Here is a 21543-nt window from a genome sequence, read left to right as displayed (position 1 = left end):
CAACATTTCTGATTTATGAACATCTTTATCATAGCTTCTTTCGTTTCGGTAATTCAGACACTTTCAAGCCATTATTCAGACTTCTGAATCCGCTTACATAACAAAAAAAGAGGTCATGTTCAAATTCAATGATTACCTGTTGTCGTATTCAGACTTTTCCTTGCGATTTTCAGACTTTGACGTGAAATCACTTCGCTCTCTCTGTTTTTTCTATGCAGAAGTTTTATAATACTTTTAACAGGAACAATAAAGCGCATTCATAATATGGATCCACTTGAAAGGACGCGTTGTCGTGACATCTGGCACAAATACCAACAGCAAAATATATCCCCTGCGGCATTATATCCAGATTATCTTAATCATCTCATTCATCGTACTCCTGCTAGACCTCATTATCAGTGTAGCTACGATTTCCATCGTGAAGCAACAGTCTACTCGAAGTTTACAGGACACGGCCGATTTGTATATCAACCGCATTAATCATGATTTTTCCTACATTAATCATTATATGGGATGGACTCTTGCAAACGATGAAAATATGAAGACGATGAATCACAGCGACATGAACAGCATCGAGTTTCTAAAAGCGAACGAGAACATCCGCAAACGATTTACAGAACTGCAAAAAAACTATGAACAGCAATTTAATTTCTTCTATTATTTAGAGAATCAGCAGCTTTTTCTGAATTGCTCACCGATGAACCTATCCTATTCAGATTTTAAAGAGCTCAAGAGACAGGTTGTGTCCCATCTCGAAGATCAAGATGTATATGAGAAGTTTTATTCCAGATGGACTTCGATGCAAGTGAACAACACGTATTACATCATTAATATCGTACCTTATCAAAACAGTTACATGATTAGCATGATCCCTGCGGATGAGCTCATTTCCCCTTTGCGGCAAATCAATCTTGGCGAGAATGGTTTTGTCTCCTTGATTGATGAGTCGGAGCAGAACATCACGAGTCCCATATCCAACAATGGAAAAGCGATTAGCAGCCAGCCGGATAAGCCTACGCTCCTGAATCTTGTCCAGACGAGAACCACCGTAAACGGTGAATTCACGAATGCTTCTTTCTACGTCAAGCTCGTCATTCAATTCGGAGCCTTCGAGAAGATCATGATTGCCCAGCTGCTTATTGTCCTTCTTGCTGTTATTATCGCCTGCAATCTTTGTTTCCTGCTCTTCTATTTTAAGAAAAAAGTGTTGACGCCTATTAAAACATTTTCCTATAACCTCACCTTCTGGAACGACGGCGGCGATCCGATGGAGATGAAAGGCAGCAAAATCATCGAACTGGAGAAAGCCAATAAGCAGTTTCTTCATCTCGTTGATCAAATCAAACAGTATAAAATAGATATTTACGAACGTGAGTTAGAGAAGCAAAACATACAACTGAATTATATGCAGCTCCAAATTAAACCTCATTTCTTTCTGAATTGTCTAACGACGATCTACAGTATGGCTCAAATGCAAATGTATGCGGAAATCGAACATATGACATTATCGACCTCTAAATATTTTCGGTATATCTTCCAGAATGATCAGAATTTCGTAAACCTGAAAGATGAGATTGAACATGTCAGAATCTATCTCGAAATTCAAAAAAGCCGTTACCGCAATGCATTTATATATCGAATTGAACATGCTGATGAGGCTAGTGATGTGCAAATCCCACCGCTTGTACTTCAGACTTTCATCGAAAATGCGGTGAAATATGCGGTTTCTAGAGACAATGAAGTCCATATCGTACTGAAAGTTGATCGCTTTATAGAAGAAGAAATGACCGTCATCCAAATTGCAGACAACGGCCCTGGGTTTCCATCCGCCATCCTAGCGAAATTGAATGCAGGACAGCACCTAGAGCAAAGCGATGGTACACACATCGGCATTATGAATACCCTGCAGAGACTCGAATACCTCTATCTTAATAAAGAAAGAGTCAGCTTCTCTAATATAGAGGGTGGCGGGGCTTGCGTCATCTTATACCTTCCGGATCTACCGAAGTAACTATGAATGGGGGAGCAGTATATGAATGTGTTACTTGTTGATGACGACTACTTTGTCGTATCCGCACTCGAACAAAAAATCGACTGGAAATCACTCGGGATTGAAAACATTTATACCGCTAACAATGTAGCTCAAGCACGCGAAATATTCAAAAAACATGCTGTTCAAATTTTGATTTCCGATATTGAAATGCCTCAAGGAAGCGGACTGGAGCTTCTGGCGTGGATTCGTGGAGAGAATTACAGCGTTCAAGCCATATTCCTGACGAATTACGCAGATTTCAACTATGCGCAAAAGGCTATTGAATTGCAAAGCTTTGAATATTTCCTCAAGCCGATCGAATTTGATAAATTGATGCTTATCATCCAAAAAGCTGTTACAAGAGCAAAAGAAGATAAACAAAATGAAAAATCGATACAGGAAGGCACGCTTTGGCAAAAAAATCAACCAAAAATCGTTGAACATTTTTGGCGTAAACTCATCAATAGCAGTACCTCTTATCCGATGAAATCATCAGCGATACTCAATTTTATCGAAGATAATAATCTGTCCTATCAGCCGTTTGATATCTTCCAGCCCTTATTATTCAATATCTTCCCTTACGCTGGGAGCATGGGAAAAGAAGAAAAAGGACTTTTCGATTATGCGCTGATCAATGTGATGCATGAATTATTTCAGAGCCCTTATTTTTCAATTGAGACCCTATTAGAATACAAAGAATATAATTGGATCGTCATATTCAAATGGGATCATTCCCCCGATTCACAAATGCTTGAAGAACTCTGTTCTTCATTCATACTGAAAGCGAACCCATATCTGAAATGCGATGTTTGCTGCAATGTCGGCTTATCTAGAGGACTTGAGGGAATCAGCCTGATCATTAAGCAATTGTTAACCATGAATGAAGAGATGACGAAATCTCGAAATCAAACTTTTTTCGTAGAATATTACCATCAAAATCAAGTAGGCTACATCCCTCCTAACTTGGCCCATTTGGAAGAGCTGTTGAACCAGAACAAATCCACTGCTTTTCTGCAAGAAACAACCCAATACTTAAGTGATATGTTGTATCGTAACACGCTTGGAACCTCGAGCCTTAGCTTGTTCCGATTGGATATGGTGCAGCTCGTATATTCTTTTCTCAAAAACAAAGGGATTCAAGCTCATAAATTATACACAGGGAAAACCAATGACCAATTATTCATGCATTCCTTGTATTCGATCGAGGATATGGAGGAATACCTTACCTATCTAGTGAATACCGCGATGGAATACAGGAACTTCGCCGAACAACCCAAATCTGTTGTCGACGAAATCAAGCAATATATTCATTCCCATTACGGTGACGATCTCACACGCAACAATCTGGCTGAAATCGTCTATCTCCATCCCGACTATCTCGCAAGGCTATTTAAGAAAGAAACGGGTATCTCCCTCGGAAATTATGTGATTCAAGTCCGAATTTCCGCTGCCAAGCATTTGTTAAAAACAACGCATTTACCTCTATTTACAATCACAACGAAAGTAGGGTATTCGAACTATTCTTATTTCTCCAAGCTCTTCAAAGAAGATGTCGGCTGTACACCGAATGAATATAAGAAAGACTTCACAGACATAAAATAAGATAGTTGTTATTTGCAATAACAAAAAGCCAAATTCGCAAGGAAGCGAACTTGGCTTGATACATTCTATAGCTTGTGTTTGCTACGGCTTTTCGACAGCGCACCAAACGATAAAATGCAAGAAAAAAAGCAGTTGCCCCATCTTCTTCAAATGGGTTGCAACTGCTTTTTTATCCGATACACATCTCACTTGCCTAACGATTCGTATTCATCCACTTACCATTCGTGAAATCCGGGATCGCTACCGCCTGACCGCCCGTGGTGATGGAACTCTCGCTAAGCGCCGAGATGCTCATCCAACTCGCCATATCATAGACATCGATCGGCGTCTGCGTTCCTTGCTGCACGCTGTCGAAGAAGTCTCGTAGAACTAGCCAGTCCATGCCGCCGTGGCCCTGCTTGATGCCTTCCTTCTGATACGCCTCCCAGATCGGATGATCGTATTGCTCCCGATACTGCTCGATATTGCCCCATTGGCTTCGCCAATCCCCCTCGAACTCGTTATGTACGCCTTCGATGAACAACGAATCGTTATCCTCCGTGTACATGCCTTTCGTTCCGCGAACCGAGAAGTTTCTCGAATAATACCGTGGCAGCGTCGTATCCAGCGTCAGCGTGATCGTCTCGCCACGAGCGCACTTGATTGTCGTCGTTACAATGTCGCCTTGCAGGAAGTTCACCTTCGCGAGCTCCTCGTCCTGCTTCACGTTCTTCACGTAATCATGAAGCCCTGCCGACTTGGACGCGACGGAGACGAGCGATACCATCCGATTGCCATGATTGATGTCGAGGATGCGGGCAATCGGTCCGAGCTGATGTGTCGGATAATTATCGCAGTTGCGGTGAATATAATTGTTCAAGCGATAATGGCGATTCTCCTTGCCATAGGCGATCTCATAGCGCAAATCATGCATGTATCCACCTGTACAGTGAACAATCTCCCCAAGCACGCCCTGCTGCACCATATGCAGGAGCATCAGCTCTGTTCGCCCATAACAGCAATTTTCCAGCATCATGACAGGCACTTTGGTGCGCTCATAGGCTTCAACCAGTTTCCAGCATTCCTGGATGGAATATGCCCCGCCAACTTCGCAGGCCACGTATTTGCCATGCTCCATCGCGGCGACCACCACATGGATATGGTCCGCCCACGAGGTGGTGACCACGATCGCATCCACCGAAGGCATTTCTACAATCTCTGTATAATCCTTCGTCGTCATCGGACGCGGTTGTCCCGACTGCTCCACGATTTTCGCCGCCTGCTCGCAGCGATCTTCATACAGATCACAGACCGCAACCACTTCGATATCATCCATATGCAGCATTAATTGCATCATCCCGATGCCTCGTCCGCCTAATCCAATCACGCCGATTTTCATTTTCGACTTCATGCTGATCTCCTCCATCGCCTTCATGATTATGCCCAAAGGCCACCTGACCCTTAGGTCTCTGATTCATCCTCTAAAATATTCCTGATGACCACCCCTCATTCCTTCCATTTTGTCACAAAAATTTTCTTTTATATCAAAAGAAAGAACAAAAAAATCGATATAAATGATGAAATCAATCATCATTTCGCGCATGACTTTAAGGTCCATATAGAAAAAGGACTGCCCTTAGGTCATCGATGGATGATCTCGGGCAGTCCCTATGAAGATTTTCTATTTTCCGATTTTCTCGATTGGATCTACGCGGCCATAAGTCACGTTCGGCGCTTGCGTTGGAGCTGCCCAGCGGACTGCGTTCGAGATCACCTTCAAGACTTCTGGCTGATGGTACACAGGGAAGGTCTCGTGACCCGGTCTGAAATAGAAGATTTTCCCTTGGCCTCTGCGATAGCAGCAGCCGCTGCGGAACACTTCGCCGCCCTCGAACCAAGAGATGAATACCAATTCGTCCGGTGCAGGAATCTCGAAGCGCTCGCCGTACATTTCTTCTTTTGGAATTTCGATATATTCGCCGAGCCCTTCCGCAATCGGATGACCTGGCTCAATGACCCAGATCCGTTCTTTCTCGCCGTCATCACGCCATTTTAACGCGCCTGTTTTTGTTCCGAGCAATCTCTCGAATATTTTGGATGCATGACCGGAGTGAAGCACGATTAATCCCATGCCGTCTAACACTCTGCTGCGGACCTTCTCAACGATATCGTCACGTACTTCTTGGTGAGCGATATGCCCCCACCAAATCAATACATCCGTGTTCGCAAGCGTCTCATCGCTTAGCCCATGATCCGGGTCATCCAGAACAGCTGTCTTCACTTCGAATGTATCTTCTTTTTTCAAATAGCTGGCAATCGCGTTATGAATCCCTTCCGGGTAAATGCCTGCTACCACTTCATTGTGACGTTCATGTCGATATTCATTCCATACGGTAACTTGAATGTGTGCCATCATTAATCCTCCTAAGGTAGTGTGATCCAACGAACCTGCCTCTGTACAAGATTGTAGTATTGCGTCTAACTTAACTTGATAAGTTTGTCGTGGTGATAACATTTTCTACCTTAGTATAGGTTGTGATAGAATAATTGAGAATGTCGGATCAAGACACTTTTGTACAAAAGCGACTTTTGGATGAATGAAGGAGAGTATCAATGCTTGCAATTCCTATGGACACACTGCCCACGATCAAGCTTGTCGGTTATGTATCATATAAGACGCCGTGGCGTCATTTTAGACGCAATGTGAACGAATATATCCTCTACTTCATGAAGAGCGGCGAGATGCATATCCAGGAGAATGGCGTTCAATATATTCTAAAAAAAGGCGACTCCTTCATGCTGGAACCGAACCTTGAGCATGAGGGAACGGCGAAGCATGCCTGCGACTATTACTATATTCATTTTACGCATCCAGAGATTCAATCCGTTGAGGTCGAGGATCTCCACACGCTTGCAAGACGTATTCTTCTCGAGGAAGGCGGGGGCGGAACGCCTATAGAACCTTCTATCTGTTATCTGCCGAAATATGTTCGGTTTGCGACGAGCTCAAGACTCCAGCATTTCTACCATGTCCTAAGCGAGATGGTGCAGCTCTATCACGGTCGCTCTTACAACCGAACACTTACAGCGATGCGGTTATCCGAGCTCTGTATTGAGATTTCCCGAGAATATTTGATGACGGAGCTGCAGAGCAATCATCAGAAGAACACGAAGTCGTTAATCAAACTGAATGCGCTGCTAGACTTCATTCATTTGAACTATGCGCGCAAAATTTCCGGAGCTGATATTGAGCAGGAATTCGCATGCAACTTCGACTATATGAATCGCGTGTTCAGCCAAGTGACAGGGCATACGATTACGAAATATATCAATCAAGTTCGGATCAATCATGCGAAGGAATTGCTAGATGCCACCCATCTAAGTATCGGCGAGGTTGGTTATCTCGTGGGTCTAGAAGACCCTTATTATTTCAGCAAGGTCTTCAAGAAATATGTGGGTATGTCACCCAGTGAGTATAAAGGGGATCTTATTTGATACCTACCGACTTGGAAGAACTCAACTTTATCACGCTGAAATACCCAAACGAGGCTGTGACAGAAGTTCTGATTCGAACTTTTGCAACAGCCTCATTAAGAAAGCAGATATAGAAGTTATAGCCGACTTGTTATTTAGACTTCCACCTCCGAATACGTCGATACATGGTGCGGTCCCGCAGTTTGAGAAAATGAGACATGGCTGGCCGTCTATTTGCTTCGATGATCCATAAATGCCCCGATTTATCCACTCCCATATCGAGACCATAAATACGTTGACTTGGATAGATTTGTTTTAATCGGCTTGCTGTTGTGACTGCTAGTCGATTAATTGCGGGCAGCAAATTTCGTTTCTTGGAAGGTTGTAGTGAACTTTGCCGAATAGCAGTCCGAACTTTACGAACAGTTCCTCCGCTTCTTGTGATATTTGTAACAATATATCCTTTTCCTGCTACCTTAGCAACTTTACCTGTTACTTTCCATTTTTTTGAGTTTCTCTTGCGTTGAACAATGACCCGCAAATCGAATGGCCGGCCATTTATCTTCGCAAGTCTAATCCGAGGCTGTACTAAATAATCATACGTCCTGGAGTGAAGCTGAATGCGATTGAAGACTTCTTCTTTGCTATACACATGAACAATGTTAGACTCATGATGAATGCGATATCGACCGCTTCTAAGTGATGTTACCCGATAGACATTTCTGCCGCGACTGCCGTTAATCGGTTTAAAAATGATATCGCTATATTTATCGAGCAGCTCTCTGAAATTAGTTGGGGTTGCCTTTAACGTTACAGGAATATGCGGCCTGAGCCGATCGTCTTGCTTCATAAATTCATTTTTTCTAATTTTTTCAGCTCCGCTCATCACTCATCTGCCTTTCGAAAGAAATCAATTGTCCGCAGGTAATTTTCAAGAGATTTTAAGAATGCTGTCATATCTTCGTGCGAAACATCCCCGATGTTCGCGATCCGAAATGTTTTACGATTATCCAGCTTGCCGGGATAAATCGTAAAACCCTGATCGTATAAATAATCGTGCATCTCCTGAAAATCGTATCCGCTGCAATCCGGTTCGACAATGGACGTTACGATCTTGGAGTGATGTTCCTTACTCACAATAAAGGTTAGGCCAAGTTGCGTAATTCCATCGACTATCGTTTCCCATGATTTCTTATACCGCTCATACCGCTCTATAACACCTTCCTGTTTCAATTCCAAAATGGCCTGCTGAAGCGCATAGAACGTTTGAACAGGAGGCGTAAACCGCATTTGACGAGTTTCTACGAAATGTCGGTGCTGTTCATACAAATTTAAATAATAATTTCTGGGCTTTCTGTCCTTTAGTGCAGTCACTTTCTCATTATTAGCCACGACGAAGCATACGCCGGGCATACCCTGAAGACATTTGTTGGAGCTCGCTGCCAAAAAACTAATGTTCATGTCGGCCATTCGAATTGGAACCGCACCAAAAGAACTCATTGCATCTACAATGAAATCAATGTTATGCCTTCTACATAGATTTCCGATGGAAGTGATGTCGTTTAGTAGCCCTGTCGTTGTTTCCAAATGGACAACAGCGAGATTCGAAATCGCGTGAGAGCCGACTATAGATTCGAGTGCGATCATATCGATAGGTAGATCGGGAGGGCTTGGAAATTCTAAGTAATGCAAGCCGTAGGCTTCGGCAATCTCGCACATCCGTTTTCCGTAAGCACCATTATTGATGATGAGCACGGTATCGTCACCGATGGCAGAACTGAGGATGGATTCCACCGCGGCTGTGCCTGAACCTCCAAACAAAACAGTCGTATAACCATCCTCATCTGTCACGAAACGAGTCAACTCCGAGGATACTTCTTCCATTAGTAAGCCGAATTCCTCTTCACGGGGACAAATATCCGGCACAACTTGAGCGAATTTCACGGTATTCGTCGTTGTGGCTGGGCCGGGGTTCAACAAAATGTTACGTCTGATGGGCGTCATTATTATTCTCCCTTTGTTGACCTCAAGGTTACATATCCAAAAACGTCTTTAATCGTTCTTTGACTTCATAGGGTTTCATGTGAGGTCGGCCAAGCTTTTCCTTGGACCCTTTGGCAATTTTCATATAAAGGAACGTCAATCCTTTTGTTCTTTTCCAATCTTTTATGGACGATTCCAGCTCGCTCAAGGTATGAATGTAGCTAGATTTTCTATAGCCGCAGGAAGCTGCGATCTCCACAAAATCGATATGATCGGACACGGTTGATTGTCCCCCTGTCGAGTCATGAACGTGATTATCCAGCAAAATGTGAAGCATATTGGGCGGTCCATACGCTCCATTTGTCGCCAAACATCCCATACGCATCAGAACGGAGCCGTCTCCGTCAATAACTACGATATCGTTCTGTTTACGAGTCCGCGCCAATCCCAGTCCCAAGGAGCTAACGCATCCCATAGAACCTACGAGATAGAAATTGCCGATATCATCGTTGATTTCATACAACTCCCGACCAGTTTTTCCTGTAGTAGCAAGCTGAATCGTAACCTTGTCTTTCATTGCATCAATGCAAGATAATGCTTCAATTCGAGACGGTAACTGGTCCTCTGCACGTTTTATCTCTTTGGATTCATTTGAAATCAGGAATTGTTCTTGTTTTTGCAGCGTTTCTTGTTCAAAGGTCTCTTTTCTTACCACAAAGAAAAACGACCGATTCTGATCCAAGACGTGAATGGCCTGTAATAGTTGCTTCTTGGCTTCCTCCAAATCGGAGGATAAATACTGCCATTCCACCTGCATAAGTTCCAGCATTTGCGTTGTGATCTGTCCCATCAATTCATGCTGCGGTTCATCGGGAACACCCGGTTCACCACGTAAACTGACAAATCCAAGAAGCGGAATCCGAAACGGATAATTGAGTGAAACCAAAGGCGATACAGCGTTCGCTAGTCCCGAATTTTGCATAAGAACGACGGACCTTTTCCCACCTAGATAGGCGCCCGAAGCAATGGCAATCGCGTCTCCCTCGTTAGCTGCCCCAATATAATCACATTCGTTGATCGCATAATTGATCAAGTATTTCAAATATGAGCACGGCACCCCAGTATAAAAAGAAAATCCTAATCTGTGCAGTTCCTCTCCGAACCGTTTGGTATTGATCATTGAAGATCACCTGAAAGCTTTTCCGTGGATGGCAGATACTTCTTTTCTGCTTTTTGAAGCTCTTCTGCCTCTTGCAACCGGAAGATTTCTTCTAAAGTGGCCACGCTGCCTTCGACATCAACAATGCTTTTTTCGTTAAAAATTTTTTGGGATGTCTTTTGCATTGCAGCAATGGATGCTCTCATATTATGGTTTGCCCAGATAACGACATTGACCCCCAGTTCCCGAAAACGCTCCGTCGGCGTAGAATAGTACTTGGTGGGTACAAGCACTACCGGATGCCTACCGGCCCATTCATTCATAAAAGCTTCAATTTCTGTAATATCCAAACTTTTGCTGTGCATCAAAATCGCGTCTGCACCAGCCTGTCGATAAGCCTCCGATCGTTTCAATGCCTCTTCTAGACCCCAACCTGCAATAAAGGCTTCCACTCTCGCCACAACCATAAAGTCGTCGTCAAGCTGGGTATCTTTCATCGCTTTGATCTTACCGCAGAACTCTTCAATATCTGCAAGCGGCTGGGCCTCGCCGTTAAGAAATGAGTTCGTTTTCGGGAATAACTTATCTTCAATACATACGCCTGCGATATGACGCTGTTCTAACTTTTTCACCAATCGTCTTGCGTTGTTGAAGTTTCCATATCCGGTATCTCCATCCAACAGAATCGGGATCGTCGTCGCATCGCTCATAAACTCTAGAACATCCAGAACTTGTGTCCAGGAGGCTTCATTATTATCCCTTACACCCAATGATGCGGAAATCGATAATCCGCTGGCCCAAATCCCTTTGAATCCTGCCTCCTCTACAATTTTCGCCGACAAGCCATTATGGGCCTCCATCAAAAAATCCAAATGAGGTGAATGAACGATTTGCTTGAATTGTGACGCTTTCTTCATCAGCTGTATCCTCTCTGTCGTTGTTGAGATATGCATTAATCTGTGATATATACTTATTCCGTTTCATTCGAATTGTTGTAGGCTTCTTGTCCGTTGAACCGCCCTCTTAATAAGATGAAAAAAAGCATTTGACTCCTTCAAGATTTTGAAGGTTCAAATGCTTCTATGGATCCATCTATGCTACGATCTCGCCTTGGTGTACGCCGAGTATTATCAATCGATTAATCAGACAGGGAAGTCGCTTGCCATTATTCTTAGTCGAGGCTTGATCTTACTCCTCCCACTGATCTGGATCCTGCCGAACTGGTTCGGCGCGACAGCGATCTGGCTCGTTGCTCCAACAGCTGTGGCTATCACTGCACTTGTACTGTTCATCTTCGTTCGCCGCAACAAGCAGCAAAGAGCAGTGATGGGACCATCATAAGGATTTAACCATAGCAGCTGGGTGAGGATCTCAACTCATTCGATGTACCTGAGATTCTCTTCCTCTGCAATACTCTGGATCTCCTCCGACGAAATGCCAATAATCGGATAGTCTTCTTCCAGCTGCTTCTTCAAAGCGCGTTCTTTATAAAATCGTGGACTGCCTTCTGCTGCATCTTCATCATAGAACAAGAGAATCCCGTCAGTCTTGCGGAAGAGCAGATCGTCCCTTGCCCTTAGCTGCCAACCTCCGCTATACGGCTCTTTGCTCACCGATGCGTAATAGTCCACACCCTTCAGCAGCTTCTGATAATAGTTCTGCTTGTCCTCTTTCCACTTCTCATCAGGGTTCATATACGCCGTCATGATGGAGACACGGAAATGGGGATAGTCTGCCTTGAGCGCAATGCCCACTTCGATGGCCCACAAGTCAACCCCGTACTGCCCAGGTGTAATCATCCATTCTAACCCTTCTTCGATCAAAGGTCTGAGCCGATTCTCGATCGCTTTCTGTATGTACCCAATCCCAACATGCTTCTGACTGAAAATTTGAAGCTCATGTGCGCGATACCCGGTGACCAGCAGATTTTTCATATATTGCTCCTTGTCCGATAACCTCATAATCCTCTCATTATAGCGGTTCTGCCAAGAACATGCCATGCTACTGCAACTTACAGTTGAATACTGCGTACAATACAGAGGTACGATAAAAATGAATGATTTGAGGAGGCACTACACATGGGAGCAACAAAATCCAGAAAACGCAGAGAAAAGCAAATCCGTGAAGGAAAATATGATCCAGCCAATCGAAGAGGAACATGGCATGGCATCCTGCCTGTTGAACGCACGACGCCAACACTTCGCGAAGCACTTGCCAAACAACAGAACAAATATAAACAAAAATGGAATCACACGCATAAGAGCGATGATTCCATTTTTATTTTCATCTGAAATATTATTTGGTTCTCTTATCCTTATCCTCTTGTATCGCGAGCTGCTTATGCATCTCATCCTCTGGGGAAGATGTGACTTCTAGAATGTCAAGTAAGAACATGAAAATCGGAATTCCGATGATCAATCCCCATACACCCATGAAATGTTCCGAGAAGATCAGGATGATGAACGTATAGAAGATCGGAAGATCGGTCTTCGCCGACATCAGCTTCGGATTTAAAATATACGACTCAATCGCATGCAGTATCATAATAATGATCAGAATATAGACAATATACATCAATCCGCCGATACTGTAAGCAATAATACTGAGCGGGATCAACGAAATAATAACCCCTGCCACAGGAATCAATCCGAGTAGGAAGATCATAATGCCGAGTGCAATCAATTGCGGGAAGCCCATGAAATAAAGGGCAATAACAGAAAGAATACAGTTCACAACCGCAATAATGAATTGTGCTTCGATCACTTTACCGAATGAATTAACGAATTTCTTGCAGAAATACGCTAGCTCCTCATAGAAGGGTCCAATCTTGCTGTCTTTGAATTTCGCTGTGAATTCCGTAATTCGTTTCTTCTCGAGGAGAATGAACAAACTTAAGATTAGGGCCATGAACACCTGCATGCTGATCTTACCGATGTTCGTGATATTTTTGAGGATGAGGTCAAAACCTTGCCCCAAGTATTTATCGAGTTCAATCTTCTCGATCGTCGGAGCCAAATACCTCGCGATCTCATTATCATTCGGATCGAGACTAAATCCGGTAATGAGGTCAATCAGCTGTGTAATCTGTTGGGTCACGACCGGTAAATACTTGTAAATGACGGCAACGATCCCGGCGACAAGGAGGAGATAGAGCGTAGCAATCACGGCCTTCTCATTGATCGGAACGATTCGCCTAATTCCTTTTGTCGTAATTGTGGAGAGTTGATTCATCAAGAAGGTGAAGATGAACGTGATAAGAATAAGATTGATCATACTCTGCATCAAATACAGTGCAAGAGCGATCCCGATTAGAATAATAACGCGTTTAAACCCATTACTTCGTAAAAAATTAACCATGCATTCACTCCTACCCCGACACTTATCTCTATCTTATGATTTTTGACACATATCATACCTATACGCAATTACAGCCATTCCGTTCCAACAATTAATTGCTAATCCTTACGTAATATTTAACCCCGATACCACACGATGGACATGAATCCTAACCGGATTGCAAGCGGAATCAACAGGCTAAAGATGGCGTGATACCACAGATCCGATGTGAAGACAAGCAGATACAACAAAATACTAGGATTCGGCTTCACTGCCTTAACATGACCGTAGTGAAATAATCACTGAAGAACGATATGGCCACACCGTACGTCGCAATCACTGCTATGAATTTCCTGGGCAATACTTCTTTGACGAAATCAATGAACCTCACCCCTTCATCTCCCATCAATTTTTTTACTTATTCTTCAAATGTAACACGGTCCTCTATTATTTATAACCATTTAATTCCAAATTAATGAATCAACAAATATTATTAGCATGAGTTGTCGACAGATTTCACTTTAGTATGTTATCATAGGATTCTGATAACGTGGTAACACACTAAAGTGTTTGACATTCGATAAAAGGTGGTCATCCTTCATGAAACGTACAGCAATTATTGGACTCGTATTCGTTGCACTCTTCGCTCTTCTTACTGGCTGTTCCGGCTCTACCGACAAAGATACGATCGTCATTGGCATCGATGACAAGTTCGCACCTCTTGGGTTCCGAGATGATAGTAATGAGCTTGTTGGATTTGATATTGACTATGCGACTGCAGCTGTCGAGAAGATGGGCAAGAAGGTGAAATTCCAACCCATCGATTGGCAGACCAAAGAATCTGAATTGAGCAGCGGTCGAATCGACTTGATCTGGAACGGCTATACCATTACCGATGAACGAAAAGAAAAAGTACTCTTCACGAAGCCGTATCTCAAAAATGCTCAGGTTGTCGTAACACTGGCGAATTCCCCCATCACTAAGCTTGCTGATTTGAATGGCAAAGTTGTTGGGCTCCAGACGCTCTCATCCGCGTCGGATGCACTAGCTGCAAGCCCAATTCATGAAAGTGTTAAGACGGTTACAGAATTCGCGGATAACGTTCTTGCCTTGAGTGATCTGAAATCCGGACGCATTGATGCGGTGGTCATCGATGAGGTTGTTATTAAATACTACATGGCCAAAGAAAAAGATAGCTTCAAACTGCTCGATGAATCGCTGGCTCCAGAAGAGTATGGTGTTGGCGTGAAAAAAGGCAACGAAGATTTACTGAACCAACTGCAAAAGGCACTTGATGCATTGAATCAAGATGGCACGGCCGCGAAGATCTCGAATAAATGGTTTGGTGAGGATAAAGTGCTTAAGTAGGCAAATGATATAAAATAATGAACAAGCTGGGCTTTCTTCGAGAAAGCCTGTTTTGTTTCAGATTACGTATTTATTCGTTTCACCTGGAGAGGACTGTACGCTATGACTACCGATTATTTCATCAAAATTATAAAACCGCTGCTGGAAGGCGCGCAGATGACGATCCTATTATTCTTCATTGCCATCATCGTCTCTGTTCCTTTAGGGTTTCTACTTACGCTCGCCGTAAATAGCCGCGTGAAGCTCCTCTCGCGTCTGGCCGGAATCTATATCTATCTGATGCGCGGTACACCGCTGCTCTTACAATTGTTAGTGATTTGCTTTGGACTCCCGATGATTCCAGGCATAGGCCAATACTTGGTCTTAGATCGGTTCGTCGCCGCTTGCCTCGGCTTCATTCTGAACTATGCGGCTTATTATGCTGAGATATTCCGAGGCGGACTTCTCGCAATTGACAAAGGACAATACGAAGCCGCACAAGTGCTTGGCCTGAATCGCAGACAGACACTCGTACGTATTATTCTCCCGCAAATGTTCCGAATCGCATTGCCGGCTATATCGAACGAATCGATTACCCTTGTGAAGGATACCGCGCTGCTCTATGCGGTTGCCGTACCGGAGCTATTACATTTTGCACAGACCGCTGTGAATCGTGACTTTACATTGATGCCCTACATCTATGCGGGGATCATTTATCTGCTTATGACGCTCCTATTGACCCTCTTCTTCAAATGGCTGGAGCGCCGATTGAAATTTGATTAATAAAGGAATGGCGAATATGGGGATTATCGAAGTATCTCATTTGAAGAAATCTTATGGATCAGTTGAAGTTTTGAAACAAATTTCTTTTGACGTGAATCCAAATGAAGTGATCGCGGTCATTGGACCTTCTGGCTCAGGAAAGAGCACGATGCTGCGCAGCCTGATTCATCTCGAAGAAGTGCAAGGCGGCAGTATTCGGATTGCAGGTCAACCCCTTGTTCAGCAAGGAACTTATGGGAAGGCGCAGGAAATCCGAGACATCACCTCACGGATGGGAATGGTGTTCCAGCATTTCAATCTATTCCCGCATCTGACGGTGACACAGAATCTCGAACTCGCTCCGCTGCAGGTCAAGCGTGAGTCTGCAGACGCCGTTCGGCGCAGAAGTACGGCATTACTAGCAAAGGTCGGACTCACCGAACGCGCAGATGCCCTACCGTCGCAGCTCTCCGGCGGGCAGAAGCAACGTGTGGCAATCGCGCGTGCACTCATGATGAATCCGGACATTCTACTCTTCGATGAGCCGACCTCCGCGCTGGATCCGGAATTAACGGGCGAAGTCCTGCAAGTTATGAAACAGCTAGCAGAAGAGCAAATGACGATGATCGTCGTTACCCATGAAATGGGCTTCGCGAGAGAAGTCGCGGATCGGGTCCTATTTATGGATGGTGGAGAAATCATCGAACAGGGGACGCCGGAGCAATTGTTCACGAACCCGCAATCGGAACGCACACGAGCATTTTTGAACAACAGTTATGCTTAATAACAAGACCTCTCCAATGGATCCAATCGATCTGATGGAGAGGTCTTTGTTGATTCATTTACAAGTACATCAAGCAAGACGCTTCGCTATGAGCAGCTTAAATTCCAACATCGGTCTATCTGCTGGAGCCGATTCCCTTCGAAAGTCATGCGATAAATATCTGGCATCGATGTCTGATTCCAGAAATCAAATCCATACCTCGAATCATAATAGTTCATGATGACCGTCATGATATTGCCATGGGTCCCGATCACGATATTCTTGCCACCATAGGTAGACAGCAACTCCTCGATTACGGGGATCGCTCGCTGCTGCGCCGCTCTCGTCGATTCCCCGCCATCCATCGCATAGTCGATATCATCGAATGACTTCGCAACCGCCTGTTTTTTCTCTTCCCACGACACATGATAATGTCCTTCGACGAATCGCTCTTGCAATGCTTCGTACGGAAGAATTGACAGATTCGCCTGATCTGCCAAAGGTTGAACCGTCAGGATAGCTCTGGCGTACGGACTCGAGACAACGACATCAATCGCTTCGTTGCGAAGAATATCTGCCACCCGTTTTGCTGCCTGAGCCCCTGCTTCGGAAATGCCTCGTGTGCGTTCCTCTCCGTATCGAAAAGGGGACTCGGCATGCCTCACCATGTAGATATTCGTTCGTATGTTGTTCACCTTTAGGATTGAGAAAGCAGCACTTTATACTGTCTAATCGTGTTCAAATGCATGCCTTCGTGAAATAAATTAAAGGTTAGAAATTGCTCAGGGGAGGCGAGCACCATCCCCGCTGATGTCGTATATGGCGGATCGATGGGTTCCTGCAGACGATGTTCAAGCGCTGCTTGAACTCGCTCGTTCTGCTGCGCTAAAAGCTGCTTCAGTTCTTCAAGGCTCGGAACACGAACCGACTCCGGTCGCGTAAGGGGTGACGTACCATTCTCGAACTGCTCTTTGAAGCCTTCAGGAAGCTGCATCGGAAGTCCAATGTTTTGAAATGCGAATCGTTCGAACACGACATAAATATGACCTAAATTCCAATGGATATGATTCCGAAACCCATCGGGAACTTGATTCGCCATTTCCTCGGAAACGCCATCAACCACTTTTAACAACATTTGACGAACGAAACGCTGCTGATTAAATACAAAATGACTCATACGCTCAACCCCTATCAATTATTTAGTCTATTGGCATTGACTTGTTACGATAAACCCTGCAATTGGCGGAATTCAGCGACAAAATCGAGCGGTACTAACGGTTCTTCGGAGATGACTTCATGTTGATGCTGCAATAATCTTTGTAGCTGCTCCTCATTTTCCCTCGACAGGTGGCCAACTTGAATGAATACAATATACAACAGGGTATGGCGCAGCTTAATGAAATCTTGGATATAAGCAATTTCTTCGATTGTTATTGAATTTTCCCGCAGATAATCCTCCACAAAACAACGGAAAAATGTGCGCGCATAATCAGTCATATCATCATTCTTCGTAGGAGCATATCGCATCGCATAATATAAGGTGATTCCGATATCATTGACAAAATACGTATACTCACAATCGTCGAAATCAAATGGATAGATTTCGCCATGCTCAATAAAGAAGTTTTTCTGATGAAGATCCGCATGCACGAGACCATAAGTATCTCGCGTTATTGGCAGAGAGCGTAAAGTCTTCAATCGTTCCTCTAAGATGCCAATGACCGGATCATCTGCCGGCAAATATTTGTCGGCTCGCAATTGTTCCTCTTGATCCCACGTCTGGCGTTGAATAAGCGGAGAGCTAACTTCGTAATCCTTCGTATGACGGTGCATTCGGCCGAGCATGGCGCCCCATTGCTCGAATAGCGGCTCATCCCACACATCCGCCGTGATAGCTATTCCTCGTGCTTTGACGTAGACAATCGCAAGAAAAGAGCCCTGGTCTGCAGCAATTTCCTCGACGAGATTCCCTTGTTCGGATGGAACCACGCGGGAGCCTTTGATGCCTTGATCTGCTAAATAATTCACCCATTCGATTTCCCCGCGAATGTAATTCACGCTTCTGCGCAGGGTATGTGTTATTTTGAGAACGTAATCTTCGCCCTGCTTCGTATATTCATAGACGAAACTCTCAAACCCGCCCAGCGATCGAACCTCCTCCGGTTCGACACCATAACGACGAGCTGCATCATGTAAAATTTGATCTGTATATAATGCCTTAATTTCAGGAATCATCTGTTCTGTCTTCCTCCCTATGTTCTGACCATTCCGCATGGAATTGCTGCAAGAACGCCTCCATGAACTGATGTCTGTTTGCTGCGAGCTCTTTGGCATAGCCCGTATTCATTAGTTCTTGTAAATTCAACAATTTCTCGTGAAAATGGGCGATCGCTGTCTTCGTGTTCGAGCGATGCTCCCCCGGCTCGTGAATCAGATGCCCACGCGACCCTGCGAAGGCAAAAGTTCGTGCAATCCCGATCGCACCGATCGCATCTAGACGATCCGCATCCTGCACCACCTGACCTTCAATGGTCGTCATCGGCACATTGCTTCCACCGTTATAAGACATGTTCGCAATGATCTCCATGACCGGTGCAATGACCGCTGGGTCTTCCCCCACACGCTCTAGCCAATCTCGTACACGATCCAAACCCTCTTGTTTCGATGCATTAAGCTTCACATCCGCTACATCATGCAGCAGTGCTGCCAATTCACAAATGTAAGCATCCGCATGCTCACGATCCGCGATCTCAAGGGCTAAGTTGCGAACACGATGAACATGCCACCAATCATGCCCGCTCGGATCCGACGCTAAGAACGCCCGGGCAAATTGCTCGGCAAGTTCTATCATTTGTCCTTCCTTCCTGCGCATATGCCACCCCCTTTGATGTCATTTTCCTTCTATTCGTCGAGAGTTATAATCTGCTCTGGATTTTCGTATTTTCGGATGTAGAGATAGGCGATCAGGAACAGTACTGTCATGAACTCTATGAATAACTCTGAGATCACGCCTGAGATTAGCGAGAGAAGCCATGGATCCAGATGAATGTAAGTTCGAAACACATAGTCGAGTCCCCATTGAACGATGCCGACCCCCACCATGATTAGCATAAATTCTCCTGTCCTGCCCTTAATCATCTCATTGCTTCGTTTAATCGGGTTATTGCCATAGGTGCCTTCCAGCATAATAATATAATCCACGAAGAGCATACGTACCACGAAGATGAGCCCTGGAATAATGAAAAGCAGTAACCCCAACGCAGAGATAATTCTTACAACAAACACATAAATCGTGAGTTTGAACCAATATTTGAGTCCTTTGCGAAATGCTTCCCTCAGCCCTACCTCTTCGCCATTCACGATCTTCGGGAACATCATACAGATGATTGTCGATGGAATGATGGTCAACAATGCACTCATTATCAAGTTTAATAGAATCTGAAGACCATAAACCTTACCTTCCATCGTATCTTGAAAAAAATAATAGATGAGCCCCTCTACGGGTACTGCGATGATCAATACAATACTTAAGATCTTAAGGAAGTTTTGGATAAAATACTGCCATGCTGTCCGAAAGAGGTTCATCACTTGCATATTATTGAATAATTCTAGTTCGTTCATCATTCAGACTCCTTAAGATGTAATCTTACCCGCCTCGATTAAATCTTCCATCTTAAACAACGTATGCACGTGGAGCCCGATTTCTTCCAATTTCCGACGACCTTCAGGATCACGTTCGATCACGCAAATCACATCCTCGACGATTGCACCTGCTTCTCTTAAATCTTGCGTACTTAGGAGTACTTGCCCGCCTGTCGTGATCACATCTTCAATAACGCAAACCCGCTTCCCATTAATCGCTGCACCTTCCGCCAATTTCGCGGTGCCGTAGGCTTTCGCTTTTTTCCGAACAAATGCTGCGGGGATCCCGGATTTCAACGAGAGTGCTGTTGCGATGGGTACAGCCCCCATTTCAAGACCTGCTAACACTTCTATTCTCTCAGGAATAAGTCCAACCAATGCTTGCGATATTCGATCTAGAACACGTGGTTCTGCCTCGAACTGATACTTGTCAAAATACTCCTGTGAGACTTGCCCCGATCTGAGTGTAAAGCTCCCTGTCAGGTGTGCGACTTCGTAAATCTCTCTAGCAAGATTGGATAGATTCATAGGTTCCTCCTGAGATTTTCCATATATTATAATATAGGTTCCAGAAATAACCAATGTTTAATTAATCCAATGAATCTACAACGACCCGATCCCCTGAAGTTGTTGGTTGCGAAATCACTAGAAACTCGATATCTGTTTCAGAACGATTGAAGATGCTCCCCATAGATAATGGTCTGCGTTGGCTTTACTTATTTTCATGTTCGTGCCCTCCTGCTACTTGTCTGGGTGAATACATGCTTGAGCTTGGACAAATCCTTACTCCGTGAAAGACAAACCTTTCGCTTTCAGAGCCTCTTGAATCGGTTTAACCGTCCCTGGGCCAATCCCATGCAGATTCTTAAACTCTTTTAATGATAGCTTTGAAATTTGTTCTAAATTCGTTAACCCTGCGTTTGCAAGAGCACGTAGTGCAGGCTGTGATAGATGGCTAGGGATATCATTTGGGCTAGTAAGCTTCTTATTCATCATTATTCCTCCAGAACTAATGGATTTCACCCAAATAAACAGGTTGCTCTATATTCGAATGAGATCGCTTAATTCGTGTTCGAAGCTCAGCTGGGAATAATGGCTCATGCTCTATCTGATCCATATCGATCCATTCAAATCCCAGCTGGTTCTGATCCATGTTCGTTATCTGTGACTCACCAACCACATGGCATCGGAAGATCATTTCCACACGATGGATGCCTGGTACGAGGAAGCACTCTCGAATGAACATCAACTCCTGAACTTCAACAACAAAGCCAGTCTCTTCCATACATTCTCGGATCACCGTGTCATGCATTTTCTCTCCGACTTCTTGTCCTCCACCAGGTAGTAGATAATACATTCCATCTTCGTCCTGCAGCTTCGTTACGAGTAATTTATTGTCTTGTATAATGATTGCTTTGACGGAATTTCTGATTATCACGGCATGTTACTCCTTGCAGTCCTCTT

General features: G+C 44.3%; 24 protein-coding genes. 8 read left to right on the top strand and 16 right to left on the bottom strand.

Translation table 11 applies throughout. The features are described 5' to 3' along the window. Nucleotides 1-292 precede the first annotated feature (292 nt). Both C558_RS0115830 and C558_RS0115825 read left to right on the top strand, forming a co-directional pair. The gene (locus C558_RS0115830) at nt 293-2011 is read left to right on the top strand and encodes a sensor histidine kinase (protein WP_018757270.1); all 1719 of its coding nucleotides are present in this window, start codon (nt 293-295) and stop codon (nt 2009-2011) included. Between the two features lie 21 nt (nt 2012-2032). Then, on the top strand, nt 2033-3634 hold the full coding sequence (locus C558_RS0115825) for a response regulator transcription factor (RefSeq protein ID WP_018757269.1): 1602 nt from the start codon (nt 2033-2035) through the stop codon (nt 3632-3634). Nucleotides 3635-3827: 193 nt separating this feature from the next. On the opposite strand, the gene C558_RS0115820 is transcribed toward C558_RS0115825, so the two are convergent. Together C558_RS0115820 and C558_RS0115810 are read right to left on the bottom strand one after the other, a co-directional pair. After that, entirely contained in the window at nt 3828-5024 is a 1197-nt protein-coding gene (locus C558_RS0115820; RefSeq protein WP_026263948.1) for a Gfo/Idh/MocA family protein, read from the bottom strand. Nucleotides 5025-5294: 270 nt separating this feature from the next. Continuing rightward, nucleotides 5295-6026 carry a ThuA domain-containing protein gene (locus C558_RS0115810; protein ID WP_018757266.1) on the bottom strand — a complete coding sequence of 244 codons (732 nt, stop codon included), beginning with the start codon at nt 6024-6026 and terminating at the stop codon, nt 5295-5297. A gap of 200 nt (nt 6027-6226) precedes the next feature. On the opposite strand from C558_RS0115810, the gene C558_RS0115805 reads away from it, so the two are divergent. After that, entirely contained in the window at nt 6227-7108 is an 882-nt protein-coding gene (locus tag C558_RS0115805; protein WP_018757265.1) for an AraC family transcriptional regulator, read from the top strand. 130 nt (nt 7109-7238) lie between these two features. On the opposite strand, the gene C558_RS0115795 is transcribed toward C558_RS0115805, so the two are convergent. The 4 genes from C558_RS0115795 to aepX are packed head-to-tail and all read right to left on the bottom strand — an operon-like array spanning nt 7239 to nt 11146. Then, nucleotides 7239-7973 carry a YheC/YheD family protein gene (locus tag C558_RS0115795; protein WP_018757264.1) on the bottom strand — a complete coding sequence of 245 codons (735 nt, stop codon included), beginning with the start codon at nt 7971-7973 and terminating at the stop codon, nt 7239-7241. Then, the gene (locus C558_RS0115790; protein ID WP_018757263.1) at nt 7973-9091 is read right to left on the bottom strand and encodes a 2-aminoethylphosphonate aminotransferase; all 1119 of its coding nucleotides are present in this window, start codon (nt 9089-9091) and stop codon (nt 7973-7975) included. Before C558_RS0115790 ends, C558_RS0115795 begins: the two co-directional genes overlap by 1 nt. A gap of 28 nt (nt 9092-9119) precedes the next feature. Next, nucleotides 9120-10250: a phosphonopyruvate decarboxylase gene (gene aepY / locus C558_RS0115785; RefSeq protein WP_018757262.1), complete on the bottom strand. Its 1131-nt coding sequence runs from the start codon at nt 10248-10250 to the stop codon at nt 9120-9122. Then, nucleotides 10247-11146: a phosphoenolpyruvate mutase gene (gene aepX / locus C558_RS0115780; RefSeq protein ID WP_018757261.1), complete on the bottom strand. Its 900-nt coding sequence runs from the start codon at nt 11144-11146 to the stop codon at nt 10247-10249. Before aepX ends, aepY begins: the two co-directional genes overlap by 4 nt. Nucleotides 11147-11303: 157 nt before the next feature. Here aepX and C558_RS0115775 point away from each other — a divergent pair, with 157 nt between their 5' ends. Continuing rightward, nucleotides 11304-11570: a hypothetical protein gene (locus C558_RS0115775; RefSeq protein WP_018757260.1), complete on the top strand. Its 267-nt coding sequence runs from the start codon at nt 11304-11306 to the stop codon at nt 11568-11570. A gap of 35 nt (nt 11571-11605) precedes the next feature. Here the strand turns inward: C558_RS0115775 and C558_RS0115770 are convergent, their stop codons facing one another. Then, nucleotides 11606-12163 carry an SLOG family protein gene (locus C558_RS0115770; protein ID WP_018757259.1) on the bottom strand — a complete coding sequence of 186 codons (558 nt, stop codon included), beginning with the start codon at nt 12161-12163 and terminating at the stop codon, nt 11606-11608. 144 nt (nt 12164-12307) lie between these two features. On the opposite strand from C558_RS0115770, the gene C558_RS31155 reads away from it, so the two are divergent. Further along, complete coding sequence (locus C558_RS31155; protein WP_018757258.1) at nt 12308-12520, top strand: hypothetical protein; 213 nt, start codon at nt 12308-12310, stop codon at nt 12518-12520. A gap of 4 nt (nt 12521-12524) precedes the next feature. Here C558_RS31155 and C558_RS0115760 read toward each other — a convergent pair whose 3' ends face one another. Continuing rightward, nucleotides 12525-13586, bottom strand: coding sequence for an AI-2E family transporter (locus tag C558_RS0115760; RefSeq protein ID WP_018757257.1), 1062 nt, complete (start codon nt 13584-13586; stop codon nt 12525-12527). A gap of 579 nt (nt 13587-14165) precedes the next feature. On the opposite strand from C558_RS0115760, the gene C558_RS0115755 reads away from it, so the two are divergent. From C558_RS0115755 to C558_RS0115745, 3 genes are all read left to right on the top strand, one after another. Continuing rightward, nucleotides 14166-14933, top strand: coding sequence for an amino acid ABC transporter substrate-binding protein (locus C558_RS0115755; protein WP_018757256.1), 768 nt, complete (start codon nt 14166-14168; stop codon nt 14931-14933). A gap of 102 nt (nt 14934-15035) precedes the next feature. After that, nucleotides 15036-15695, top strand: coding sequence for an amino acid ABC transporter permease (locus C558_RS0115750; RefSeq protein ID WP_018757255.1), 660 nt, complete (start codon nt 15036-15038; stop codon nt 15693-15695). A gap of 16 nt (nt 15696-15711) precedes the next feature. Beyond that, the gene (locus C558_RS0115745) at nt 15712-16458 is read left to right on the top strand and encodes an amino acid ABC transporter ATP-binding protein (RefSeq protein ID WP_026263946.1); all 747 of its coding nucleotides are present in this window, start codon (nt 15712-15714) and stop codon (nt 16456-16458) included. 86 nt (nt 16459-16544) lie between these two features. Here C558_RS0115745 and C558_RS0115740 read toward each other — a convergent pair whose 3' ends face one another. The 8 genes from C558_RS0115740 to C558_RS0115700 all read right to left on the bottom strand — a co-directional run bounded on the left by C558_RS0115740 (nt 16545) and on the right by C558_RS0115700 (nt 21517). Next, the gene (locus C558_RS0115740; protein ID WP_245583812.1) at nt 16545-17132 is read right to left on the bottom strand and encodes a histidine phosphatase family protein; all 588 of its coding nucleotides are present in this window, start codon (nt 17130-17132) and stop codon (nt 16545-16547) included. A 2-nt stretch (nt 17133-17134) separates the two neighbouring features. Further along, nucleotides 17135-17614: a DinB family protein gene (locus C558_RS0115735; RefSeq protein ID WP_018757252.1), complete on the bottom strand. Its 480-nt coding sequence runs from the start codon at nt 17612-17614 to the stop codon at nt 17135-17137. A gap of 44 nt (nt 17615-17658) precedes the next feature. Next, nucleotides 17659-18672 (bottom strand): phosphotransferase enzyme family protein, encoded by a 1014-nt coding sequence (locus C558_RS0115730; RefSeq protein ID WP_018757251.1) that lies wholly within the window; start codon nt 18670-18672, stop codon nt 17659-17661. Continuing rightward, the gene (locus C558_RS0115725; protein WP_018757250.1) at nt 18662-19309 is read right to left on the bottom strand and encodes an HD domain-containing protein; all 648 of its coding nucleotides are present in this window, start codon (nt 19307-19309) and stop codon (nt 18662-18664) included. The genes C558_RS0115730 and C558_RS0115725 overlap by 11 nt, the downstream gene beginning before the upstream one ends. Nucleotides 19310-19338: 29 nt before the next feature. After that, complete coding sequence (locus tag C558_RS0115720) at nt 19339-20061, bottom strand: hypothetical protein (RefSeq protein WP_156826129.1); 723 nt, start codon at nt 20059-20061, stop codon at nt 19339-19341. Nucleotides 20062-20070: 9 nt separating this feature from the next. Next, the gene (pyrE, locus tag C558_RS0115715) at nt 20071-20607 is read right to left on the bottom strand and encodes an orotate phosphoribosyltransferase (RefSeq protein WP_018757248.1); all 537 of its coding nucleotides are present in this window, start codon (nt 20605-20607) and stop codon (nt 20071-20073) included. 255 nt (nt 20608-20862) lie between these two features. Then, nucleotides 20863-21075, bottom strand: a complete 213-nt coding sequence (locus C558_RS0115705) for a helix-hairpin-helix domain-containing protein (RefSeq protein WP_026263944.1) — start codon at nt 21073-21075, stop codon at nt 20863-20865. Nucleotides 21076-21088: 13 nt separating this feature from the next. After that, a complete protein-coding gene (locus C558_RS0115700) occupies nt 21089-21517 on the bottom strand; it encodes an NUDIX domain-containing protein (RefSeq protein WP_018757246.1) in 429 nt (142 codons plus the stop codon). Between the last annotated feature and the right edge of the window lie 26 nt (nt 21518-21543).

This window comes from Paenibacillus terrigena DSM 21567 (genome assembly GCF_000374845.1).
GTDB classification, from domain to species: domain Bacteria; phylum Bacillota; class Bacilli; order Paenibacillales; family Paenibacillaceae; genus Paenibacillus_K; species Paenibacillus_K terrigena.
This window is presented reverse-complemented; position numbering and strand designations above follow the sequence as displayed.